General features: G+C 59.3%; 20 protein-coding genes. 3 read left to right on the top strand and 17 right to left on the bottom strand.

Annotated features, from left to right (window positions below; genetic code table 11):
* Positions 1–31 precede the first annotated feature (31 nt).
* The 3 genes from DW925_RS05640 to DW925_RS05630 all read right to left on the bottom strand — a co-directional run bounded on the left by DW925_RS05640 (position 32) and on the right by DW925_RS05630 (position 2,431).
* Positions 32–1,171, bottom strand: a complete 1,140-nt coding sequence (locus DW925_RS05640; protein WP_117584215.1) for a TIGR02452 family protein — start codon at positions 1,169–1,171, stop codon at positions 32–34.
* Positions 1,172–1,312: 141 nt separating this feature from the next.
* Entirely contained in the window at positions 1,313–2,008 is a 696-nt protein-coding gene (locus DW925_RS05635; protein WP_117584216.1) for a Bax inhibitor-1 family protein, read from the bottom strand.
* An 84-nt stretch (positions 2,009–2,092) separates the two neighbouring features.
* Positions 2,093–2,431 carry a hypothetical protein gene (locus tag DW925_RS05630; protein ID WP_117715971.1) on the bottom strand — a complete coding sequence of 113 codons (339 nt, stop codon included), beginning with the start codon at positions 2,429–2,431 and terminating at the stop codon, positions 2,093–2,095.
* A 250-nt stretch (positions 2,432–2,681) separates the two neighbouring features.
* On the opposite strand from DW925_RS05630, the gene DW925_RS05625 reads away from it, so the two are divergent.
* The 3 genes from DW925_RS05625 to DW925_RS05615 all read left to right on the top strand — a co-directional run bounded on the left by DW925_RS05625 (position 2,682) and on the right by DW925_RS05615 (position 5,236).
* Positions 2,682–3,731 carry an inorganic phosphate transporter gene (locus DW925_RS05625; RefSeq protein WP_117584218.1) on the top strand — a complete coding sequence of 350 codons (1,050 nt, stop codon included), beginning with the start codon at positions 2,682–2,684 and terminating at the stop codon, positions 3,729–3,731.
* 67 nt (positions 3,732–3,798) lie between these two features.
* Positions 3,799–4,422, top strand: a complete 624-nt coding sequence (locus tag DW925_RS05620; RefSeq protein ID WP_117584219.1) for a DUF47 domain-containing protein — start codon at positions 3,799–3,801, stop codon at positions 4,420–4,422.
* 283 nt (positions 4,423–4,705) lie between these two features.
* Positions 4,706–5,236: a nitroreductase family protein gene (locus tag DW925_RS05615; protein WP_117584220.1), complete on the top strand. Its 531-nt coding sequence runs from the start codon at positions 4,706–4,708 to the stop codon at positions 5,234–5,236.
* 165 nt (positions 5,237–5,401) lie between these two features.
* Here the strand turns inward: DW925_RS05615 and DW925_RS05610 are convergent, their stop codons facing one another.
* The 14 genes from DW925_RS05610 to murC all read right to left on the bottom strand — a co-directional run bounded on the left by DW925_RS05610 (position 5,402) and on the right by murC (position 18,430).
* Positions 5,402–6,076, bottom strand: coding sequence for a DivIVA domain-containing protein (locus tag DW925_RS05610; protein WP_117790570.1), 675 nt, complete (start codon positions 6,074–6,076; stop codon positions 5,402–5,404).
* Positions 6,077–6,137: 61 nt separating this feature from the next.
* On the bottom strand, positions 6,138–6,383 hold the full coding sequence (locus DW925_RS05605; protein ID WP_227790178.1) for a YggT family protein: 246 nt from the start codon (positions 6,381–6,383) through the stop codon (positions 6,138–6,140).
* Positions 6,384–6,440: 57 nt separating this feature from the next.
* Positions 6,441–7,163 carry a cell division protein SepF gene (locus tag DW925_RS05600; protein WP_089571591.1) on the bottom strand — a complete coding sequence of 241 codons (723 nt, stop codon included), beginning with the start codon at positions 7,161–7,163 and terminating at the stop codon, positions 6,441–6,443.
* Positions 7,164–7,223: 60 nt separating this feature from the next.
* A complete protein-coding gene (locus DW925_RS05595; protein WP_117584221.1) occupies positions 7,224–7,961 on the bottom strand; it encodes a YggS family pyridoxal phosphate-dependent enzyme in 738 nt (245 codons plus the stop codon).
* A 119-nt stretch (positions 7,962–8,080) separates the two neighbouring features.
* Complete coding sequence (locus tag DW925_RS05590) at positions 8,081–8,938, bottom strand: PhoU domain-containing protein (RefSeq protein WP_117584222.1); 858 nt, start codon at positions 8,936–8,938, stop codon at positions 8,081–8,083.
* Between the two features lie 92 nt (positions 8,939–9,030).
* Complete coding sequence (gene pstB, locus DW925_RS05585) at positions 9,031–9,834, bottom strand: phosphate ABC transporter ATP-binding protein PstB (protein WP_089571588.1); 804 nt, start codon at positions 9,832–9,834, stop codon at positions 9,031–9,033.
* 12 nt (positions 9,835–9,846) lie between these two features.
* Complete coding sequence (pstA, locus tag DW925_RS05580) at positions 9,847–10,752, bottom strand: phosphate ABC transporter permease PstA (protein WP_055251684.1); 906 nt, start codon at positions 10,750–10,752, stop codon at positions 9,847–9,849.
* A gap of 3 nt (positions 10,753–10,755) precedes the next feature.
* Positions 10,756–11,682 carry a phosphate ABC transporter permease subunit PstC gene (gene pstC / locus DW925_RS05575; RefSeq protein ID WP_117584223.1) on the bottom strand — a complete coding sequence of 309 codons (927 nt, stop codon included), beginning with the start codon at positions 11,680–11,682 and terminating at the stop codon, positions 10,756–10,758.
* Between the two features lies 1 nt (position 11,683).
* Positions 11,684–12,520, bottom strand: coding sequence for a phosphate ABC transporter substrate-binding protein (locus DW925_RS05570; RefSeq protein WP_099431531.1), 837 nt, complete (start codon positions 12,518–12,520; stop codon positions 11,684–11,686).
* Positions 12,517–13,317: a polyphenol oxidase family protein gene (locus DW925_RS05565; protein WP_117584224.1), complete on the bottom strand. Its 801-nt coding sequence runs from the start codon at positions 13,315–13,317 to the stop codon at positions 12,517–12,519. The genes DW925_RS05570 and DW925_RS05565 overlap by 4 nt, the downstream gene beginning before the upstream one ends.
* Before the next feature lie 210 nt (positions 13,318–13,527).
* Positions 13,528–14,682 (bottom strand): cell division protein FtsZ, encoded by a 1,155-nt coding sequence (ftsZ, locus tag DW925_RS05560; protein ID WP_055251674.1) that lies wholly within the window; start codon positions 14,680–14,682, stop codon positions 13,528–13,530.
* Between the two features lie 199 nt (positions 14,683–14,881).
* The gene (locus DW925_RS05555; protein ID WP_055251672.1) at positions 14,882–15,724 is read right to left on the bottom strand and encodes a cell division protein FtsQ/DivIB; all 843 of its coding nucleotides are present in this window, start codon (positions 15,722–15,724) and stop codon (positions 14,882–14,884) included.
* A 370-nt stretch (positions 15,725–16,094) separates the two neighbouring features.
* Complete coding sequence (gene murB / locus DW925_RS05550; RefSeq protein WP_117584225.1) at positions 16,095–17,006, bottom strand: UDP-N-acetylmuramate dehydrogenase; 912 nt, start codon at positions 17,004–17,006, stop codon at positions 16,095–16,097.
* Between the two features lie 5 nt (positions 17,007–17,011).
* Complete coding sequence (gene murC, locus DW925_RS05545; protein ID WP_117584226.1) at positions 17,012–18,430, bottom strand: UDP-N-acetylmuramate--L-alanine ligase; 1,419 nt, start codon at positions 18,428–18,430, stop codon at positions 17,012–17,014.
* Positions 18,431–18,493: the final 63 nt, after the last annotated feature.

Genomic DNA, 18,493 nt, shown 5'->3' with positions numbered 1-18,493 from the left:
TCGGCTTGGCATATCACATCGCGCGCACCGCTTACAGGTACTTGCGCCAGTCATCCTCGTCCTCATCATCCTCGACTGCTGTCTGGGCCTGCTCGGCGGCGCGAGCGGCTGCGGCGCGGGCGGCAACCTGGGCATAGGACTCCTCGTTGCGCTCGGGGAAGTTTGCCAGCACGTGCTCGAACTTGGCAAAGTCCTCATCCCAGCGCGTAGAGGGCACGGCAAAGAAGACCTGCTTGACCTTGAAGTCGCCCGACGCGAGCTCCTTGCGGAAGAGCTCGGCCACGGCCTCGGCATCAAAGCCGTTGTTCTCGCAGCCCCAAGCACCCAGCACGAGCTTCTCGCGACCAAGCTCATCGCAGATGGCAAGGACAAAGCGGATGCGGTCGCGCAGGGCATCCAGCAGAGCATCGTCGCTCACGCGATACTCCTGGCGGGCGCGCCTAACGTTGGGCGCGGCGGCCACGATCACGTCGGCGTATGCATGCACGTGGTTGCGGTCGAAGCGCACCGCAGGCACCACCAGCGCACGGTTGCGGTAGAGCTCGCAGTTGATGTTGCGGCGACGGTTCTCGCCGTACCACTTACGCTGCTTATCGAGAACGTTGTACAGATACGAATCGGCGCACAGCGTGGCCTCCTGGCCCAGATAACCCTGAATATATCCACCGCCCGGATTGGTAAACGAGGCAAAGGCGAGCACGGCCATGTCGCAGAACTGCGCATAGCCGCGACCGTTATCGAGGATTGCCTGCGTGGCGGAGGCATCAAGCACAGTGACCTCGGGCAGGACCGGAGCGGGCTCCTCAGCAGCAGGCGCGGACTCGACTTCGTCGGTCTCCTCTGCGGGCGCAGGTTCAGCCGCAACCTCAGCCTCGGCGGACGCAACCTCAGCCTCGGCGGACGCAACCTCAGCGGACTCAGACTCCTCGGCAACCGGCTCCTCGGCAGCCGCAGCCTTCTGGGCCTTGGCCTTCATCGCCGCGACAAAGCCGGCAGGCATACCGTCGAATTCGCGAACGCCGGCAAGCGAGCGCTCGATATCCTTGGCACACGCCTCGGACACAGTTGCCACGTGACGCTCGGCGGCCTTGGCGCGGGCCTCGCGCTTGGGGTTGGGCTGTCCCGCGCGGTTGGGCCTGCGGTTACGGTTCCTGTTGTCGACGTCTGCCATACGTGGCCACCTTTCCTGTCGCTGCCGCTATCGGCTTTTTCCCATCCATGATACCCCGCCGCGCACAAAAAAGACGGCCCCGCAGGACCGCCTTTCGCATCGTTTTACCGCGTCCGACAAGAAACGCTGCAATCCCCCGCGCTAGTCGCGACGACCGAGGATGTTCAGGATGCGCAGGAACACGTTGATAATGTCCACGAACAGGTTGGACGCCATGAGCACCGCATTGGGCAGCGTGGGTGGCACCGTCGTGGCAACATAGGTGTCGTAACCAATAAAGCCGGCGAACACCACGATCACGATCAGGTCGGTGATGGTCTGCGAGACGCCCATGAACATCAGCACGATCTCAACCAGAATCGTGGCGAGCAGAATGCCAAAACCGATGCCATATACGCGCTGGAAAAACTTGGGGAACGTCACGCCCAAGGCGCCAAAGACAAAGGTGATGGCGGCCGTGGCGATAAAGGCAGTGTTGATGGTGGGCAGGTCGTAGTTGGCAAGGCCAAACGACGCGGTCAGGCCAAAGGTACTCGCAAAGATTACGTAGCCCACAAGGGACAGGCCCACGGACTGCTTGCTGGCGGCAGCTGACATCATGACGATGCCGACAATGGTCAGGATAAACGAGCCAAAAACCAGCGGCAGGGCGGCCCCGCTCATCATCATGCGCGCAAACGACATGGTGCTCGTAAAGTAGGCGCCGGCGCCCATGGCGCAAAAGCCCAAGAAGATCAGGGCAGACATGGCGAGATTGTACGCGCGCGGCGACATCTCCTTGGCGCGGCTTGCGCCGGTCTCGACGGGGCCGTTCTGATAGCCCTGGATATCGTTCATAGCTTCGTCCTTTCAAAAAGCGCCGCGAATGACGGCGCAGCAGATGACAAGATTCCTACCATTGTACCCGAACGCCGTGCGTCCCTACCTACGGCGCTCGCCCTCGAGCGTGCGGTCAAACGCCCAGACCCACCAACGCATCACGTGGGCCTGCGAGCCGTCCGGCCGTTCGCGCGCCTGGTCCTCCAGATACAACTCGGTCGCGTGCCCGCCAAAACGCACCTTATAGGTTGCCGTACGAATGCCGTGAACCGTCAGGCCAAACCCAGTGGTCGAGACAATCTCGTCAATCGTAAAGCAACGACCGTCGACCCAGCAGACGGTGACCGGCACGACCTGTCCGCCCGCGAGGATGCGAGCCACGACGTCCACATACTGCTTGTGCACGCGCCGAGTTTTGCCATCTGTCTGTCGATATTCCATGCCTCCTATTATCGAACGCATGTTTGCATGTTGTAAAGCGAACAGGCTGTGGTTTTGGGGTGTTGGGGCGCGCGCACGTGTCCTCATGGTGTGTTAGCAAAAAGAACACCCACGGTCAACAGGGCTAATATTCATTTTTAGTGCCAAAAAATTCACTGCTCCCATCAGAACTCGGTAAAGAAACCCGCAGGAGGTGATACGATTTATCATGTTTCTGTAACGTGCCTGCAAACTTCGAGAAAGCCCATATATGGACGTAACGTTCTCAACCTTCCTCGGCCAACTTGTGTCGAACCCAGTCCTTGCCGTCACCGTGATCCTCGCGCTCGGCGCCATCTTCGTCAATGGATGGACCGACGCACCCAACGCCATCGCGACCTGCGTCACTACGCGTTGCATGCCCGCCCGCGCCGCTATTCTCATGAGTGCCGCATTCAACTTCCTTGGCGTGCTCATCATGACGCACTTTAACGCGAGCGTCGCCAACACCATCTCCCATATTGTCGACTTTGGAGGAAACAGCACCATGGCGCTCGCCTGTCTGTGCGCGGCGCTGTTCTCCATCGTCGTCTACGGCGCCACAGCGTCGCGTTTTGGCATCCCCACCTCGCAAAGCCACAGCCTTATCGCCGGCCTGACCGGTGCCGCCATCGCCCTCGGCGGTGCGAGCAGCGTCAACGTCCACGAGTGGATGAAGGTCATCTACGGCCTGGCGCTCTCCATCGGTCTGGGCTTTGTCATGGGCTGGGTCCTGTGCAAGCTCGTCTCGATTCTTTTCGCCGCCGCCAACAGGCGACGTGCCAATGTCTTCTTTAAATACGCTCAGATCGCGAGCGCTGCGGCCATGAGCTTTATGCACGGCGCGCAGGATGGACAGAAGTTCATCGGCGTGCTCTTTTTAGGCGTGGCCTTTGCCAGCGGCCAGACGAGCGTCGGCGATGCCGGCATCCCCATCTGGATTATGCTGCTATGCTCGGCCACCATGGGCATCGGCACCAGCGTGGGCGGCGAGCGCATCATCAAGTCCGTTGGCCAGAGCATGGTCAAGCTCGAAAAGTACCAGGGCTTCTCCGCCGACCTGGCGGGCGCCGCGAACCTGCTGCTTGCCACCCTTACCGGCATCCCCGTGTCCTCCACACACATCAAGACCTGCGCCATCATGGGCGTCGGTGCCGTCAAGCGCCTCTCGGCCATCAACTTCGGCGTCGTCAAGGACATGATGTTCACCTGGTTCTTCACCTTCCCCGCCTGCGGACTCATCAGCTTTGTCATGGCCAAGCTGTTCATGATGTTCCTCTAGTCAAACCGAACGTCCATCTGGACCGCAACACTTCGCCCACCCGTCTTCACCTCGAAAGGACCCACCCATGGCAAAGAAACCCGATTCGTTCTACTTTGACAACTACGTCGCCTGCGCCGACCTTGCTGTCCAGGCCGCAGAGTTGCTCATCAAGATTTTCGAGAACTTCGATCCCGCAAAGATTCACGATATGCTCGACAAGATGCATGCGATCGAGCATGCGGCCGACAAGAAGCACCATGAGCTTGAGGACGCCCTGCTCACCGCCTTTATCACCCCGCTTGAGCGCGAGGATCTGGACCTGATGAGCTGCTCGCTCGACACCGTGCTCGACCGTATCGAGGGCGTCGTGCAGCGCGTCTACTTCACCAACATCCAGAGCATCCATCCCGATGCCATCGTGATCGCCCACAAGGTGACCGACGCCTGCCGCGCCATGAAAGACCTGATGGTCGAGCTGCCTAACTACCGCAAGTCCAAAACGCTGCGCGAGCTCGTCATCCAGATCAACACCATCGAGTCCGAGGCCGACGAGCTCTATATCAACGCCATGCGTAACCTGCACGTTAACGGCAAGGACCCGCTCGAGGTCATCGCTTGGCGTGACGTGTACGCCTTCCTGGAGTACTGCGCCGACTGCTGCGAGAATGTGGCCGATGTCGTGGATTCGATTGTCATGAAGAACAGTTAATTGGGGGTACGTGTCCCGGCGGCGAAGGGCCGGCCACGGTTTGCTTTCTCACTCCGGCTGCTTTGCAGAGTCGTTCGAAAGTAAACCGTGGCCGGCCCTTCGCCTTACGTACCACCATTGGGAACTTTGGCTGATAGATTTAGCGCGATGGGGGTTTGGCTGAAGGGACCTTTGGTATCCGTTCGGACACTTTGGCCCTTGATGAGCGTTTGGCTGATTGCTGCTTTGGGTACTCTTTGGGTTACTTTTGGTTTGTTTGATTTTTAATTTTAGGAGGGCTTGTATGTCTTATTTGGATCTGGCTCGTGGTCGGTATTCTTGTCGTTCTTTTGAGGACCGTCCTGTTGAGCAGGCTGTGGTGGATGCCATTGTTGAGGCTGGGCGTATTGCTCCTTCTGCTTGTAATAATCATCCAGCCCGTGTGATGGTGCTGGATACGCCTGAGCTGTTGGAGAAGGCTGCTGCTTGTCAGCCTCGGTTTGCTCGTGATGGGTCTATCTTTGGCGCTCCGCTCATCTTCCTTATTTGCTGCGTTACCGATGATGCTTGGGTACGCCCGTATGACCAGATGAATTCCAGTGAAATCGATACGTCCATCGTGTGTGATCAGATGATGATGGAGGCCACCGAGCAGGGCCTAGGAACGTGCTGGGTATGCCATTTTAAGCCTGAGGTGGCACAGGAGCAGTTCAATCTGCCCAAGGGCGTCTATCCCTATCACATGCTCGTCTGTGGCTATCCCGCCGACCACATCGCCGATCCCGAGCATCGCGAGGCCCGCACTATTCCCCTCTCCAACTTCCTCCTCAAGTAGTTTTTGGACATACCTTAAAATCTACCCTTGACCGCTCACCCGTCGCTGAGTTCTGCGCCACTATGTGCAGGGCTCGGTTTTTTTATGTTACGCACCCCGGCACAGTCATAAAAAAGGACCCGCAAGCTGCGGGTCCTTTCTAGGCACTAAATTGTAGGCCGAATGTTAGTCCAGGTCGTCGGCAACAAAGTTGTCGATCGGGGCAAAGGGATCGGCCACGGGGACAACCGGGTCAGCGACGGGCAGCGGCTCAGCGGGAACAGTCACCGCAGGAGAAGCGGCAGAACCGACCGGCGTGGAGGCCATGAGGTCGGCCGGGAAGGAGTTCTGGGCATCGTCCATGAAGTGCTGGATGAGCTTGAGGTACTCGGCCTTGAACTCCTCGCGGGAAGCCTTGAGACGATCGATTTCCTCGAGCTCGGCCTGCTTCTCGGTCAGAGCCTGGCGGATAACCTCGCGGGCCTTAGCGTCAGCCTCGTTGCGGATACGCTCAGCGTTCTCGTTGGCATCGTTGACGATGGTCTCAGCGGTCTGCTGGGCAGCGATCAGGGCAGCGGAAATCTGGCGCTCCTGAGCGGAGAAGTCAGGGGCGGGAGCAGCCACGGGGGCGGCAGGAACGGCTTGGGCGGTGGCATCCTGAGCCTGGGCAAGCTGAGCCTGCGCATCGGCAAGCTGCTGCTCGGTAGCAGTCAGGCGACCCTTAAGGTCGACGATCTTAGCGAGCATAGCGTCAACCTCGGAGGACAGCGTCTCCAAGAAGACGTCGACCTCGGCGGGATCGTAGCCACGCTTGGCCTCAGAGAAAGTCTGAGCCTGGATGTCTGCAGGGGTAATAGCCATAACAAGTCTCCTTTTTCATCGCCTCGGCGCTACACGCCCGACGTAAGTTACTAAGTCAGTTCTATACGAGTATACCTATAAGAAGCTGCAGAACCAGCCTCTGCACCAACTGCAACGCAATAATCGCAACGACCGGCGAAAAATCGATACCGCCCATCGGCGGGATGAAACGACGGAACAGGTTGAGCCACGGACCGCACACGCTATCGAGCACCGCAGCAATATCCTGAAGCAAACCACCCTGCTTCATGGGAATCCACGTCATAAAGCAGTAGACGACAATGAGCGTGGAATAGAAGTTGAACAGCGTGTTGACCAGCTGGACGATAGTGTAGATGTTGATGGGAATCTCCTCGTCTTGTCTTTACTTAAGGTAGCCGTCGGCACGAAGCTTCTTGAGATCGGAATCTTTGACCTCGCAACCGGCGGGCAGCACCATGAACACGCGGTCGCCCACCTCCTTGACCGTGGCGCCCAGACCGCAGGCAAAGCCGTAAGAGAAGTCCAAGACGCGCTTGGCAACTTCGGTGCGTACGCCCACAAAAATCAGTGCGACAGGCTGCTTGGTGCGAACGCGGCGCACCACGGTCTCCACGTCGTCATAGCTCTCGGGGCGCAGGACATAGGCCGGCAGCTGCGGCGTGGCGTTGATGATATTGCTCGCATAGGCCGAGGCATCGCTCGGTGCAGGCGCGGGTGCAGCGGCGGCACGGGCGCGGGTGTTCTCGGCGTAGCTCGACGGCGTGTCATAGGCACCAGGACGATAACCGCTCGCAACGCTGTCCTGCGAGCGCGAAGGCGGGTTATACGTCGTGGCATGGCGGGAGTCATCGCCGACCAGCTGACCGGAGCGCGTATACACGGCAACCGACTCAGCTTCACCGCGGCGCGTCTGACCAAGCAGGCCGTTGCTCGGCTCGTCTTGGGTGTAGAAGCCCTCGCCCGAAGCACCGCCGTAGCCGTTGCCCTGATAACTATCGTCATAGCCGTCATCGTAGCCGTAGTCGTCGTCCTGGCCATAACCCTGGTCGTAACCCTGCTGGCCGCCCAGGTGCATCTTATTTTTAATCTCGTCAAGGAAGCCCATGGTTGTGTCCTCTCGCGGTTTAGTGCAGGCGCCCCGATAATCAGTGCGCACTTCAGAGCCTTATTTTACTGCAAACTCCGGGCTAAATACTACCCTGCCCAGGCGAACGAGCGTAGAGCCCTCCTCAAGGGCAGGCTCAAAGTCCTCGCTCATGCCGCAGGAAAGCTCAGGCAGGTTCAAATCGGGATGCGCCGCCTCCAGCTCATCCCTCAGCTCACGAAGCCCCGCAAAGGTGCGGCGTGCCACATCCTTATTCCCCCGGGGCGCCATAGTCATAAGCCCCTGCACGCAAATTCCCTCAAGTTCCGCAAGCTCACCCGCGGCGGCGCGAATCTCATCGGGCGAAAAGCCTCCCTTCGACTCCTCACCACTCACATTGACCTCAATGAGCACACGCTGGGGGCCGGCGAGCTCGCCTGCCTCAATCTTGCGGACAGCACGGCTCGAGATCGCCTGCGCCAGATGCAGCGAACCCACCGAGTGAATCAGCTCGGCTGAGCCCAGCACCGCATTGATCTTATTGGTCTGCAGGTTGCCGATCATATCGAAGCGCACCTCGGGCAGCTCCGGATGCTCCGCCAGACCCGTGAGCTTGCGAACCAGCTCCTGCGGGCGGTTCTCGGCAAAATGGCGATACCCCGCCTGGATGGCGGCAACGGTCTCATCGACACCAACGGTCTTGGACACGGCAATGAGGCTCGCGGCGTCGTGGGGACGGCCTGCGCGATCGAGCGCCGCATAAAAACGTTCCAGAATCTGCTCGCGGCGAGCGCGCATCAAGTCCAAATAGTTATCCATTGCCAATCGCCTCCGCTGACGGCCAAACAAGTAGTCCCATGCTAACGCAAGAGCGCGGCCCCGCATGTGCAAGGCCGCGCTCACTTAGGTATTTACAATCTTTCGACGAACGGGATTACTTACTCCTCGTCGTCCTCGTCATCGTCCTCGTCCTCAAGATGATCGAGCAGGTAGCGAAGTCCCTCGCTGACCTCGTTAACGGGCACCTTGGCAACGTAGCGCGCATCGACGGCGGGCCTCATGATGACGCCCTCGCCCGAAGGCACGCGCATGCTCTCGAGCTCGTCCTCGTCCGTGCGGGCGATATCGCCGGCATTCATGCGCTGACCAGTCAGCAGGAAGGTCAGGCGGCAGGCGGCATCGATGGAAATCGAGGCGATGCGATCGAGGTAGCGCGAAACCATGATGGCGCGGCGCAGGTCGTCATAGTTGCTGTCGTCGTCCATAAAGTCGCCCGTATCCATACGGTTAAAGGTGCGGAAGAACTTCTCGTAGGCGGCGTGCACTGGCTCGTCCTCGACGGCCAAGTTGCAGATGATGGACATGTCGTTGGTGACGAGCGCAGAAAGCGAAGAGCCCAGCACCTGGTAGACGGCCTCAGCCTCGGCCTCGACCGTGCCGACAAGCTCCTTGGGCAGCGAGATGTCGGCCTTGATCATATGACGCGTGGCACGGCAGATCTGACGGACCTTATCGGTCATGCGTTGCAGGTTAAAGTCGACGTAGATGATCGTCTGAAGCAGGCGGAAGTCGGAGGCGACCGGTGACTGCGTGGCAATCAGGTTGTAGCAGACGGCCTCCAGGTTGGCGCAGCGTGCGTCAATCGAAAGCGTGCGCTTCTTGGTCTTGGTGGCGAGCTTGCGGTCGTCGGTCACATAGGCCTTAACGGCATCGTGGAGGGCCAGATCGACGGCCTCGTAGATGCTCAGCATCTCGTGGCGGGCCTCGATGAGCTGACGGGAAAACAGTTTACGCATGGTTCACTCCAATCAGTTGGGTGCGGTCATGCCGCCCGCACAGTGAATACGCACCGGACCAGGTCCGATCGGCTTGGGACTAGTCGCACCGATCAGCCAAAGCGGCCGGTGATATAGTCTTCCGTCCGCGAGTCCACCGGGCTGGTGAAGATCGCGTCGGTTTGACCATACTCGATGAGCGTGGCAGGCTCACCGGCAACTTCCTGCAAGAAGAATGCGGTGTAGTCGCTGATACGAGCTGCCTGCTGCATTGAATGCGTGACGATGATGATCGTCATCTCGGGCGCCAGCTCGGCCATCAAATCCTCGACCTTAGAGACGGACGTGGGGTCGATGGCGGAGCAGGGCTCGTCCATCAGGAGGACATCGGGTTGCACCGCAAGCACGCGCGCGATGCACAGACGCTGCTGCTGACCGCCCGAGAGCGCCAAACCATCCTTGTTGAGCTGATTGGATACCTCTTTCCAGAGGTTGGCGCGCTTGAGCGATTCTTCCACGATGTCATCGAGGTCGCTTTTGCTAGTCACGCCCTGCAGACGAGGGCCAAAGGCGACATTCTCGTAGATGGATTTGGGAAACGGGTTGGGCTGCTGAAAAATCATGCCCACGCGGCGACGGAGGTCGACCGGGTCGACGCCCTCGGCATAGATATCGTTGCCGTCGAGCGTCATGGTGCCCTCGACGCGCGTACCCTCGATCAGGTCATTCATGCGGTTGATGCAGCGCAAAAACGTCGACTTGCCGCAGCCCGAAGGGCCAATGAAGGAGGTGATGGCGTTTTTGGCGATGTTGAGGTCGAGCCCCGTCAGCGCATGAAAGTCACCGTACCAAAAGTTGAAATCCTTGGCCGTAATGGCCGCTTGCTCCAGCGTGGGAGCGGACTGATAAACGGACATGGGACTCCTTAACTAGCGACGCTTGCGCGACAGGAAGCGCGCAAACAGGTTGAAGGCCAGAATGATCACCATCAGCAAGAGCGCGGTGCCGTAGGCTGCGTTCATGTTGATGCCGTCGTTGGCAAGCAGGTACAGGTGAACGGTCATGGGGCGGCCGGAATCGAGCGGCGAGATAGGTAGATTGATGGCCTGGCCCATGGTGTAGAGCACCACGGCGGTCTCGCCAATGGCACGGCCGATGGCAAGGACAATGCCCGTGGCAATACGGCCAAAGGCAGAAGGAAGCACGATCTTGGAGACAACCTGCCACTTGGTGGCGCCCAGGCCATACGCGCCCCAACGGATATAGCGCGGAACGGCGCGAATGGCCTCTTCGGTGGTGCGCATGACGATGGGAAGCATCAAGAGCGCAAGCGCCAGAGCGGCCGAGACCATCGAAAGGCCCAGACCCATAGCCTCGACAAACAAGGCGTAGCCAAACAGGCCCATAACGATGGAGGGCACCGAGGCCAAAGCGTCAGCAGCGTAGCGAATGAGCTCGACGATCTTGCCCTGCTTGGCGTACTCGGCCAGATAGACGGCTGCCAGCACAGCGATCGGCGTGCAGATAAGCATGGCGAGCGCCGTCACATAGACGGTCGAGACGATCGTGGGCCAAATACCGCCCTCGGCGTTGACGCCCTGGGGCCAACCGAAGATAAAGTCGAGCGAGATATGCGGCAGGCCGTTAATGACCACATAGGCAATGATAGCGACCAGCACCAGCGTGGTGATGTAGGCAGCCGCGCGGAATACGCCGAGCATGATCTTGTTGGACAGGTCCTTGTTGATGCGACCCTTCTTGCCGTGGGAAAGGGCACGCTTGATGCGCTCGCGCGACGAGGTCGTATCGACCGTCGTGTCAACGGAATCGGACATAGCCTACCCCCTCTTCTTCTTGGAAACCAGGCGGACGATGCCCACCAGCGTGGCGGAAATGATAAACAGGACCACGCCCATGCCGAACAGCGCCGAGCGATGCAGACCCGAGGAATAGCTCATGTCGAGCGCAATCTGGCTCGTGAGCGTCGAGATGGGGCTCGCAATGCTGTCGGGAATAACCGGGGCGTTACCCACGACCATGAGCACGGCCATGGTCTCGCCGATGGCACGGCCCATACCCAGCACGATGGCATCCACGATACCCAGCTTGGCGGCAGGTAACACGACCTTATAGATAGTCTGCCACTTGGTGGCGCCCATGGCATACGATGCCTCGCGAATGCCCATGGGAATGGAATTGAGAGCATCGATGGTAAGCGTCGTGATGGTGGGCACGATCATAATGGCGAGCACGAACCACGCCGTCAGCGCGCCAAAACCAAGACCGCCGGTCAGTTGTGCGATAAACGGGCGGATGATGATCATGCCAAAGAAGCCATAGATGATAGAAGGGATGCCGGCCAACAGGTCAACGGCAGGGCTGATGAGCTTGCGCACGCGCTTGCTGGCGATCTCGACCAGATACACGGCCGTGCCCACGCCTAGGGGCACACCCATGGCGAGTGCACCGACGGTCACCAGACCCGAGCCGGCAAGCAGCGACACGATGCCGTAGTGACCCTCAGAGGGCGCCCACGTAAAGCTAAAGAAGTCCGCCAGACCGATGTCGGTAAAGACGGGCAGCGCCGAGTACGTGGTAAAGACAAAAATCAGGATGACGGTAACGACCGCCAAGAACGCGCAGGCAAAGAAGATCCACTGCAGCGCCTTCTCCTTGATATAGGTACTGCGCGATACGAGCGCCAGCTCGCGCTTCTTGGGCGTCTGAACATTCCGCTCAGTCTGGGAGTTTTCCTGTGCTTCCATGCTACTCACTCCCCTTCTCGTCGTTGGTGACGGGGATAAAGCCCGCCTCGCGAATCTGCTTGTCCATCTTTTCGGACGTCACATAGTCGATGTAATCCTGCGCCTGCTGCGAAGGCGCACCCTTCACAAAGAAGTAAAGGTCGCGTGAGATGGGATAGCCGCCGCTCGCGACCGTCTTCTCGGACGCCTCAACATGATTGACCGAGACGGCCTTGACCGAGGTCTTGGCGTTGAGGCTATCGACGAAGCCCAGCGAAATGTAGCCAATGGCACCGCGCGAACGAGATACCACGTCGCGCACCTGGCCCGTGCCCGAAAGAACGGCGGAGCGGCGATCGAACGGGGTGCCGTCCATCACGATGGTGCGGAATGCTTCACGCGTGCCAGACGCCTCGTCTCGGTTGATGACCTGAATCTTCAGGTCCTCGCCACCGACCTCTTTCCAATTAGTAATCTTGCCGGCATAGATATCGCGGAGCTGCTCGGTCGAGAGGTTATCGACCGGGTTATCGTCGTTCACGATGACCGCGATACCGTCGTGGGCAATGACGATGGGAGTCAGGCCCAGATCCTGTTCGTCGGCATTGAGTCCACGGGAGGAGCTGGCGATATCGGCCGTGCCAGCGCTGACGGCTTCGATGCCAGCGGAAGAGCCCAAACCGGAAACGAGCACGTCGATGCCGGTCTCCTCCTTAAAGCCCTCTGCCGCAATCTCGGCGATAGGAAGGCAGGTCGTGGAGCCGGCCACGGTAATGGAAGAGGTAGAAGATCCCGAAGAACAGGCGCACAGCGTAAGCGTAAGCACAGCGGCGCTCAGGACCGATACGATCTTTCTCATAGCATCACGCCGATCGCAGCATGGCGCCCACAGGTGCCGTCCTCGTTACGGTAGGAATAAAAGCGGTCGTTCTGACGCACAGTCGAAAGCTGGGTATCCACGATATTATCCGCGTCCACACCGATATCTACCAACGCCTCACGAATGGCGGCAGATAGATCGAGCATGCGAGAAGCGCCCGCATCGATGCACGAAAACTCGGCGGCAAAGCGGTCCATGAGTTCCTGGGATACCTCATATTCGTCAGCCAAGATATGGGGGCCGATATAGGCGGAAACGTCGCTCGCATCGCAGCCGGCAGCATCGCAAAGCGCCTGGCACGCCTTGGCAGAAATACGTGCAATCGTGCCCTTCCAACCGGAGTGCACCACGGCAAATCCGCCAGGGGCCACCAGCACCACGGGAACGCAGTCGGCAAAGCAGAGCAGCACGGGCACGTCATGAGCCGTACAGACGATGGCATCGCAGCCCTCGGCAATCTGCTCGCGAACAGCCTCAAGATCGTCGGCACCGTTCGAAGTCACCGTAACGATATGGTCACCATGTACCTGATTGGGCACGAGCAGATTATGCTCGCACTCAGTGGCGCCCATAGCTTCGAGCGCTCGACGACGATTTTCTTGAACAGCAAAGGGGTCATCGCCTACATGCGAGCCCAGGTTGAGCGAGGAGTACGCATCTTCAGAAACGCCACCGGTGCGCTCGGTAAAGGCAAAGCGGACATCGGATGTCGCGCCCTCCACCAACGTAACTCCATCATGGTCGACACGCGAAACGTTGTCCGCACGTGCTGCCATACTAAAGCCTCCTAATAACACAAGTACCGCGGCGTCGCCGCGCAGTCCGCGTTTATACGGCTGTCATACTTCCTTAAAAGGATACCCGCAGCGGTAGGGACCAAACGTAAAGGGAACGTAAGGAGATTGGAGGCTTTCGTTTACAAACGAGAAACAAAACGGGGTGCATCCAAATGGACACACCCCGTGCAGGTCGTTGAGAAAAACGAACTAGAAGCTACCGCGCTTCAGGAAGTCGGGAAGCTCGAACTGGTCGTTGCCAAAGTTGGGCAGCTCGGTACCACCGACGTTGCGGGTCGGAGCTGCCTGAGCCGGGCTGGCAGCCGGGGCGGTGCGCTGCGGCTCAGCGGAGGCAGCGGCCTTGCTCTGAGACTGCTGAGCAGCAAAGAGCTCATCCTGACGGTTGACGTTGGAGTCGGAGAAGCCCGTAGCGATGACGGTGATACGCACCTGATCGCCCAGGGACTCGTCGACAACGGTACCGAAGATGATGTTGGCCTCGGGGTCGACGGCGTTGGCGACAACGTCGGCGGCGTCGCTGATCTCCTGGATGCCCAGGTCCTTGGAACCGGCGATGGAGAGCAGCACGCGCGTGGCACCATCGATGGAGCTCTCGAGCAGCGGGCTGGAGATGGCCTGCTGGGCAGCGTCGACGGCACGAGTATCCCCAGAAGAGGTACCGATACCCATCATGGCGGTACCGGCCTGCTTCATGATGGTCTTAACATCGGCGAAGTCCAGGTTGATGATACCGGGGACGGTGATGAGGTCGGTGATGCCCTGGGTGCCCTGGGAAAGGACGCCATCGGCAATCGCGAAGGCCTCGAGCATGGTGGTCTTCTTCTCGGCGATGTCGAGCAGCTTATCGTTAGGAATGACGATCATGGTGTCGACGCAATCGGAGAGGGTCTTGATGCCCTCCTCGGCGCTCTTCTTACGCTTGCGGCCCTCGAAGGTGAAGGGCTTGGTCACGACGGCGACGGTCAGTGCGCCGACCTCGTTCATCGCGATATCGGCAACGATGGGAGCAGCGCCGGTACCGGTGCCGCCGCCCTCGCCGCAGGTGATAAACACCATGTCGGCGCCAGCGAGCGCCTCGGCGATGTCGTCGCGGGACTCATCGGCAGCCTTGCGGCCAACCTCGGGATTGGCGCCGGCGCCCAGGCCGCGGGTAAGGTCGGTGCCGATGTGCACCTTGATATCGGCATCAGAGATCGCGAGTGCCTGAGCATCGGTGTTGATGGCAACAAACTCGACGCCGCGGATGCCCTCTTCGATCATTCGATTGACCGCGTTGGTACCGCCGCCGCCGACGCCGACCACCTTAATGACGGCAAGGTAGTTGTTGATCTCTGTCTCGTGCATGTCGGTCCTCCGAACAAAGGTTATAGCCATAGCATGGGTCGACCCCTGCGCACATTAACCTTCAGGTTGAAAGTAAATGCAAAGGTAAACCGTATTATGTTTGCACATTATGAACGTATCAGTCAAATAATTGACCGTGAAAACCAAACAAACCAGATAAACGGCGTGGTATGGCCCCTCAACAAAGCATCAACCAGCGCTACGAGGTCGGAGCATTCCTAAATGTGTAGTTGCCCGGAGAGCGCACATTGATATACGTTACGCCCTCTACCTGCGAAAGCAACTTGGTGACTACGCGTTCCTTCTTGGCGATATCGTCCGAATCGCCCAGCGACACCTCAATGCCGTTATTGAGGTTTGCCGAGATGGCTTCGACCGAAGGCGTGGAAATATCCTTGACTTGTCCCAAGAACTCGCTCGAAAAACCACGCACATAATCCAGGCCGGCCTTAACGGCTTTGGAGTTCACCGCCTGGCCGGAAACCGGAGCGACATCCGCCGAGACATCAGTCAATAACACCGCGCCATAATGCTTGGCGAGCGCCAGCGCGGCATCGATTCCGGTCAAGGTATTTGAGCCCTGCCCTGTCGTGATGACGTTGCCCTGGTCGTCCACTTCGACCGACGTCGACAGCGGGGCGATCCAGGTGTCATCGTCTCCGATAGCCCAGGCAAGGTCGTCGGAGCTGATATACGCAATGGCGATAACTTTACGCTCCGTCGGCGTGATGATAAGCGTATGGGGAAACTGGCGCTGGACATCCACGCCCGAAACCCACGGGTTCTGCTTGAGATCCTCGGTAATCTGGTCGGGATCGACGTTAAAAAGCGACGTTCCCTCGGGCAAGTCGATCAGCTGGATAGCATCGTGCTTCGTCACATGCTCGCTGCCTTGAATCTGAATATCAGTGGCAGTAAACAGTCCAGAGTTGATCACCACGATGGCAACGACGACGAGCACGGCCAAGACGGCCAGAACGCCGCCCACGATTTTGCCTTTGCCTGTAACGACAGAAGCGGCATCTGATGTTTTATTTGCCATCGCTCCAAGTGAAGATAACGGGTTGAAACCTTTTTTACTCGAAGGCTTCTTGGCGGTAGCCGGCACCGATGTCAGCGAGCGCGGTTTCGATGCGCCCAGCGTGAGACCTGGACGCGCCGCTTTAGTTCCCGTCGAGGGCTTGGGAGCTGCCATGGGACGGGCAGGCTTGGCGCCCATAACAGGCTTTGACGTCACCGAGGGACGCGAGGACTTTTTTGCGGCCGGACGATTACCGAGCTGCGAGCCGACGACCGGACGACTGGTCTGTCGAGCATGCCTGACAGACTTAGAGTGCGCGACGGTATTGCGTTGAGGTTTGGCAGGCGCGCCGGAACGCCCTCCGGCGCGGCGGAAGGTGGGTTTCGATGCTCTAGAAGCCGAGGAATTTAACTTCCGGTCTGAGCTCGATGCCATACGCCTCCCTCACCTTTCCGTGCACATGTCTGATAACCGCGGCAACGTCATCGGCCGTGGCAGTTCCGTTATTAACGATAAAATTAGCGTGAACGGGCGAAACTTCCGCGCCGCCAATCGAAAAACCCTTTAATCCACAATCCTCGATAAGCTTGCCCACACTCGCATCGGGCGGGTTGCGAAAGACAGACCCGCAGGATGCGCGACCCATGGGCTGCGTACGCTTGCGCCTTGTAAGGTACCGCTCCATGCGCTCGCGAATGTCGGCCTTGGGCGCCGGTTTAAGCTTGAGCACGCACTCGAGGATGATCTCATTGCGGGGAAGGCTACATTCGCGGTAGCCCCAAGAGATCTCGGACCCCGCATAATGCTTGATACCGGATGCCGGGTCAAACGTTACGACATCCTCAACCAGCGAGCCAATCCACTCGGTCCGCGTGCCGGCATTCATAGATATCGCACCGCCGACCGAACCAGGAATGCCAACGGCAAACTCAAGGCCCGAGAGGCTACGCGACAGGGCATCGTTGACCAGGCGCGCAAACATCACGCCCGCACCGACCGTCAGCGTACAACCGTCATCGGCAACAACCGTGCGCTGGAACTCACGTCCGAGCGAAATGACGGCACCGCGATAACCGCCATCGGCAACCAGCAGATTGGAGCCCTTGCCGATGATGACCCACGGCACCTGCTCGCGATCGAGCACCGCCACGGCGCGGCGGAGGGCATGATAGCTATGGCACGTCACAAAGAGGTCGGCCTTGCCGCCGATACGATAGCTCGTATGACGCGCAAGGCGCTCGTCCTCGATCACATCCGTGTCGATCATGCCCGAGAGCGCCATGACGGCGTTAAACAGACCCATTAGACTTAAGCGTCTTTCTTGGCAGTCAGATACTCAATGAACTCGGGACCGACGGTCGTAACGTCGCCGGCACCCATGGTGAGCAGCAGGTCGCCCTCGCCCACCATCTGCTCGAGCTCCTGATTGAGCTCAAGACGGCTGGAGCAGTACACGACCTCCTTGCCAGGATGCTTGGCGCGCACGGTATCGGCGAGCATCTTAGAGGTGACACCCGGAATGGGCATCTCGCCAGCCGAGAACACATCAATCAGCAGCAGTTTATCGGCATTGGCAAATGCATCGGCAAAGTCCTCGCACAGGGCCTGCAGGCGCGAATAGCGGTGCGGCTGGAACACGACGTCGACGTGCTTGTAACCCAGCGACGAAGCGGCAGCAAGCGTCGCCTTGATCTCGGTGGGGTGATGGCCGTAATCATCGACCACGGTGATGCCATTGATATCGCCCACGTGGGTAAAGCGACGGCGGACGCCCTCAAAGCTCGAGAGCGCCTTGGCGGCGGCGTCGATGTCAAGGCCCAGGACATGGGCGACGGTGAGCACCGCCGTGGCGTTGAGCATGTTGTGGCGACCGGGATTGCTCTTGATCTCCACAGCGCGCTCAGTGCCGTCCTCAAAGCGAACGATAAAGTCACTCTGGATGCCCTTGACATCCGGGTGCATGCAGACGATGTCGTTGCTCTCGGCAAAGCCGTAGGAAAGCACGTGACGGCCCGTCGACTTGGCGAGCTCGACCAGATGCGGGTCCTCACCGCAGACGATGACGGTGCCGTCCTCGCCCACCAGGCTCATGAATTTGGCGAAAGTTGCCTCGATCTCCTCGATACCCGAGTAGTGATCGAGGTGGTCGGCCTCGACGTTGGTCACAATGACTACGTTGGGGTTCAGGAACAGGAAGGAGCTGTCGGACTCGTCGGCCTCGGCGACAAAGTAGTCGCCCGAGCCGTTCTTGCCGTTCGTGTCATAGCCCTCGACGATGCCACCGATCAGGAAGCTCGGATCCAGACCCATGCGGTCGAGCATGGTGGCACACATCGAAGACGTGGTGGTCTTGCCATGCGTGCCGGCAACAGCGACGGTGGTGTAGCCGTGACCCAAAGCAGAGAGCATCTTGGCACGGGGCCACACGGGAATACCAAGCTCGCGAGCGCGCACGAGTTCAGGGTTGGACTCCGGAATAGCGGTGGAGACAACAACCACGTCGGGCTTGACCTCGTCGATCGTGGCGGCCTCATGGCCCACATGCACCTTCACACCAGCGCGGGTAAGCTGGCGGATATAACGTGACGTCTTAAGGTCGGAGCCGGTAACGGCATAACCGCGCTCGTGCAGAACGAGGGCGATGCCGCTCATGCCGGCGCCGCCGATACCGATAAAGTGGGCGCTCTTAAACTCGGGCGCGGAGGTTGCAGTCTGGGAATCAGCCATGTGCTCGTGTACTCCTTGCGTAAACACTGCCTGTAACCCGTTAACTGTACCGCACCTACCGCA

Origin of the sequence: Collinsella sp. AM43-1, assembly GCF_003467925.1 — a bacterium.
In the GTDB taxonomy this organism is placed as follows: domain Bacteria; phylum Actinomycetota; class Coriobacteriia; order Coriobacteriales; family Coriobacteriaceae; genus Collinsella.
Note: the sequence above shows the minus strand (reverse complement) of the source record. Positions and strands in the feature narration are given on the sequence as shown.

Excerpts from the sequence above, each read along its gene's own strand:
- DW925_RS05620 (WP_117584219.1), top strand. The coding sequence starts at position 3,799 with ATGGCAAAGAAACCCGATTCGTTCTACTTTGACAACTACGTCGCCTGC.
- murC (WP_117584226.1), bottom strand. The coding sequence starts at position 18,430 with ATGGCTGATTCCCAGACTGCAACCTCCGCGCCCGAGTTTAAGAGCGCC.
- murB (WP_117584225.1), bottom strand. The coding sequence starts at position 17,006 with ATGGGTCTGTTTAACGCCGTCATGGCGCTCTCGGGCATGATCGACACG.
- DW925_RS05625 (WP_117584218.1), top strand. The coding sequence starts at position 2,682 with ATGGACGTAACGTTCTCAACCTTCCTCGGCCAACTTGTGTCGAACCCA.
- DW925_RS05595 (WP_117584221.1), bottom strand. The coding sequence starts at position 7,961 with ATGGATAACTATTTGGACTTGATGCGCGCTCGCCGCGAGCAGATTCTG.
- pstC (WP_117584223.1), bottom strand. The coding sequence starts at position 11,682 with ATGGAAGCACAGGAAAACTCCCAGACTGAGCGGAATGTTCAGACGCCC.
- DW925_RS05570 (WP_099431531.1), bottom strand. The coding sequence starts at position 12,520 with ATGAGAAAGATCGTATCGGTCCTGAGCGCCGCTGTGCTTACGCTTACG.
- DW925_RS05635 (WP_117584216.1), bottom strand. The coding sequence starts at position 2,008 with ATGAACGATATCCAGGGCTATCAGAACGGCCCCGTCGAGACCGGCGCA.
- DW925_RS05590 (WP_117584222.1), bottom strand. The coding sequence starts at position 8,938 with ATGCGTAAACTGTTTTCCCGTCAGCTCATCGAGGCCCGCCACGAGATG.
- DW925_RS05610 (WP_117790570.1), bottom strand. The coding sequence starts at position 6,076 with ATGGCTATTACCCCTGCAGACATCCAGGCTCAGACTTTCTCTGAGGCC.
- DW925_RS05615 (WP_117584220.1), top strand. The coding sequence starts at position 4,706 with ATGTCTTATTTGGATCTGGCTCGTGGTCGGTATTCTTGTCGTTCTTTT.
- DW925_RS05640 (WP_117584215.1), bottom strand. The coding sequence starts at position 1,171 with ATGGCAGACGTCGACAACAGGAACCGTAACCGCAGGCCCAACCGCGCG.
- DW925_RS05600 (WP_089571591.1), bottom strand. The coding sequence starts at position 7,163 with ATGGGCTTCCTTGACGAGATTAAAAATAAGATGCACCTGGGCGGCCAG.
- DW925_RS05555 (WP_055251672.1), bottom strand. The coding sequence starts at position 15,724 with ATGGCAAATAAAACATCAGATGCCGCTTCTGTCGTTACAGGCAAAGGC.
- DW925_RS05630 (WP_117715971.1), bottom strand. The coding sequence starts at position 2,431 with ATGGAATATCGACAGACAGATGGCAAAACTCGGCGCGTGCACAAGCAG.
- ftsZ (WP_055251674.1), bottom strand. The coding sequence starts at position 14,682 with ATGCACGAGACAGAGATCAACAACTACCTTGCCGTCATTAAGGTGGTC.
- pstA (WP_055251684.1), bottom strand. The coding sequence starts at position 10,752 with ATGTCCGATTCCGTTGACACGACGGTCGATACGACCTCGTCGCGCGAG.
- DW925_RS05565 (WP_117584224.1), bottom strand. The coding sequence starts at position 13,317 with ATGGCAGCACGTGCGGACAACGTTTCGCGTGTCGACCATGATGGAGTT.
- pstB (WP_089571588.1), bottom strand. The coding sequence starts at position 9,834 with ATGTCCGTTTATCAGTCCGCTCCCACGCTGGAGCAAGCGGCCATTACG.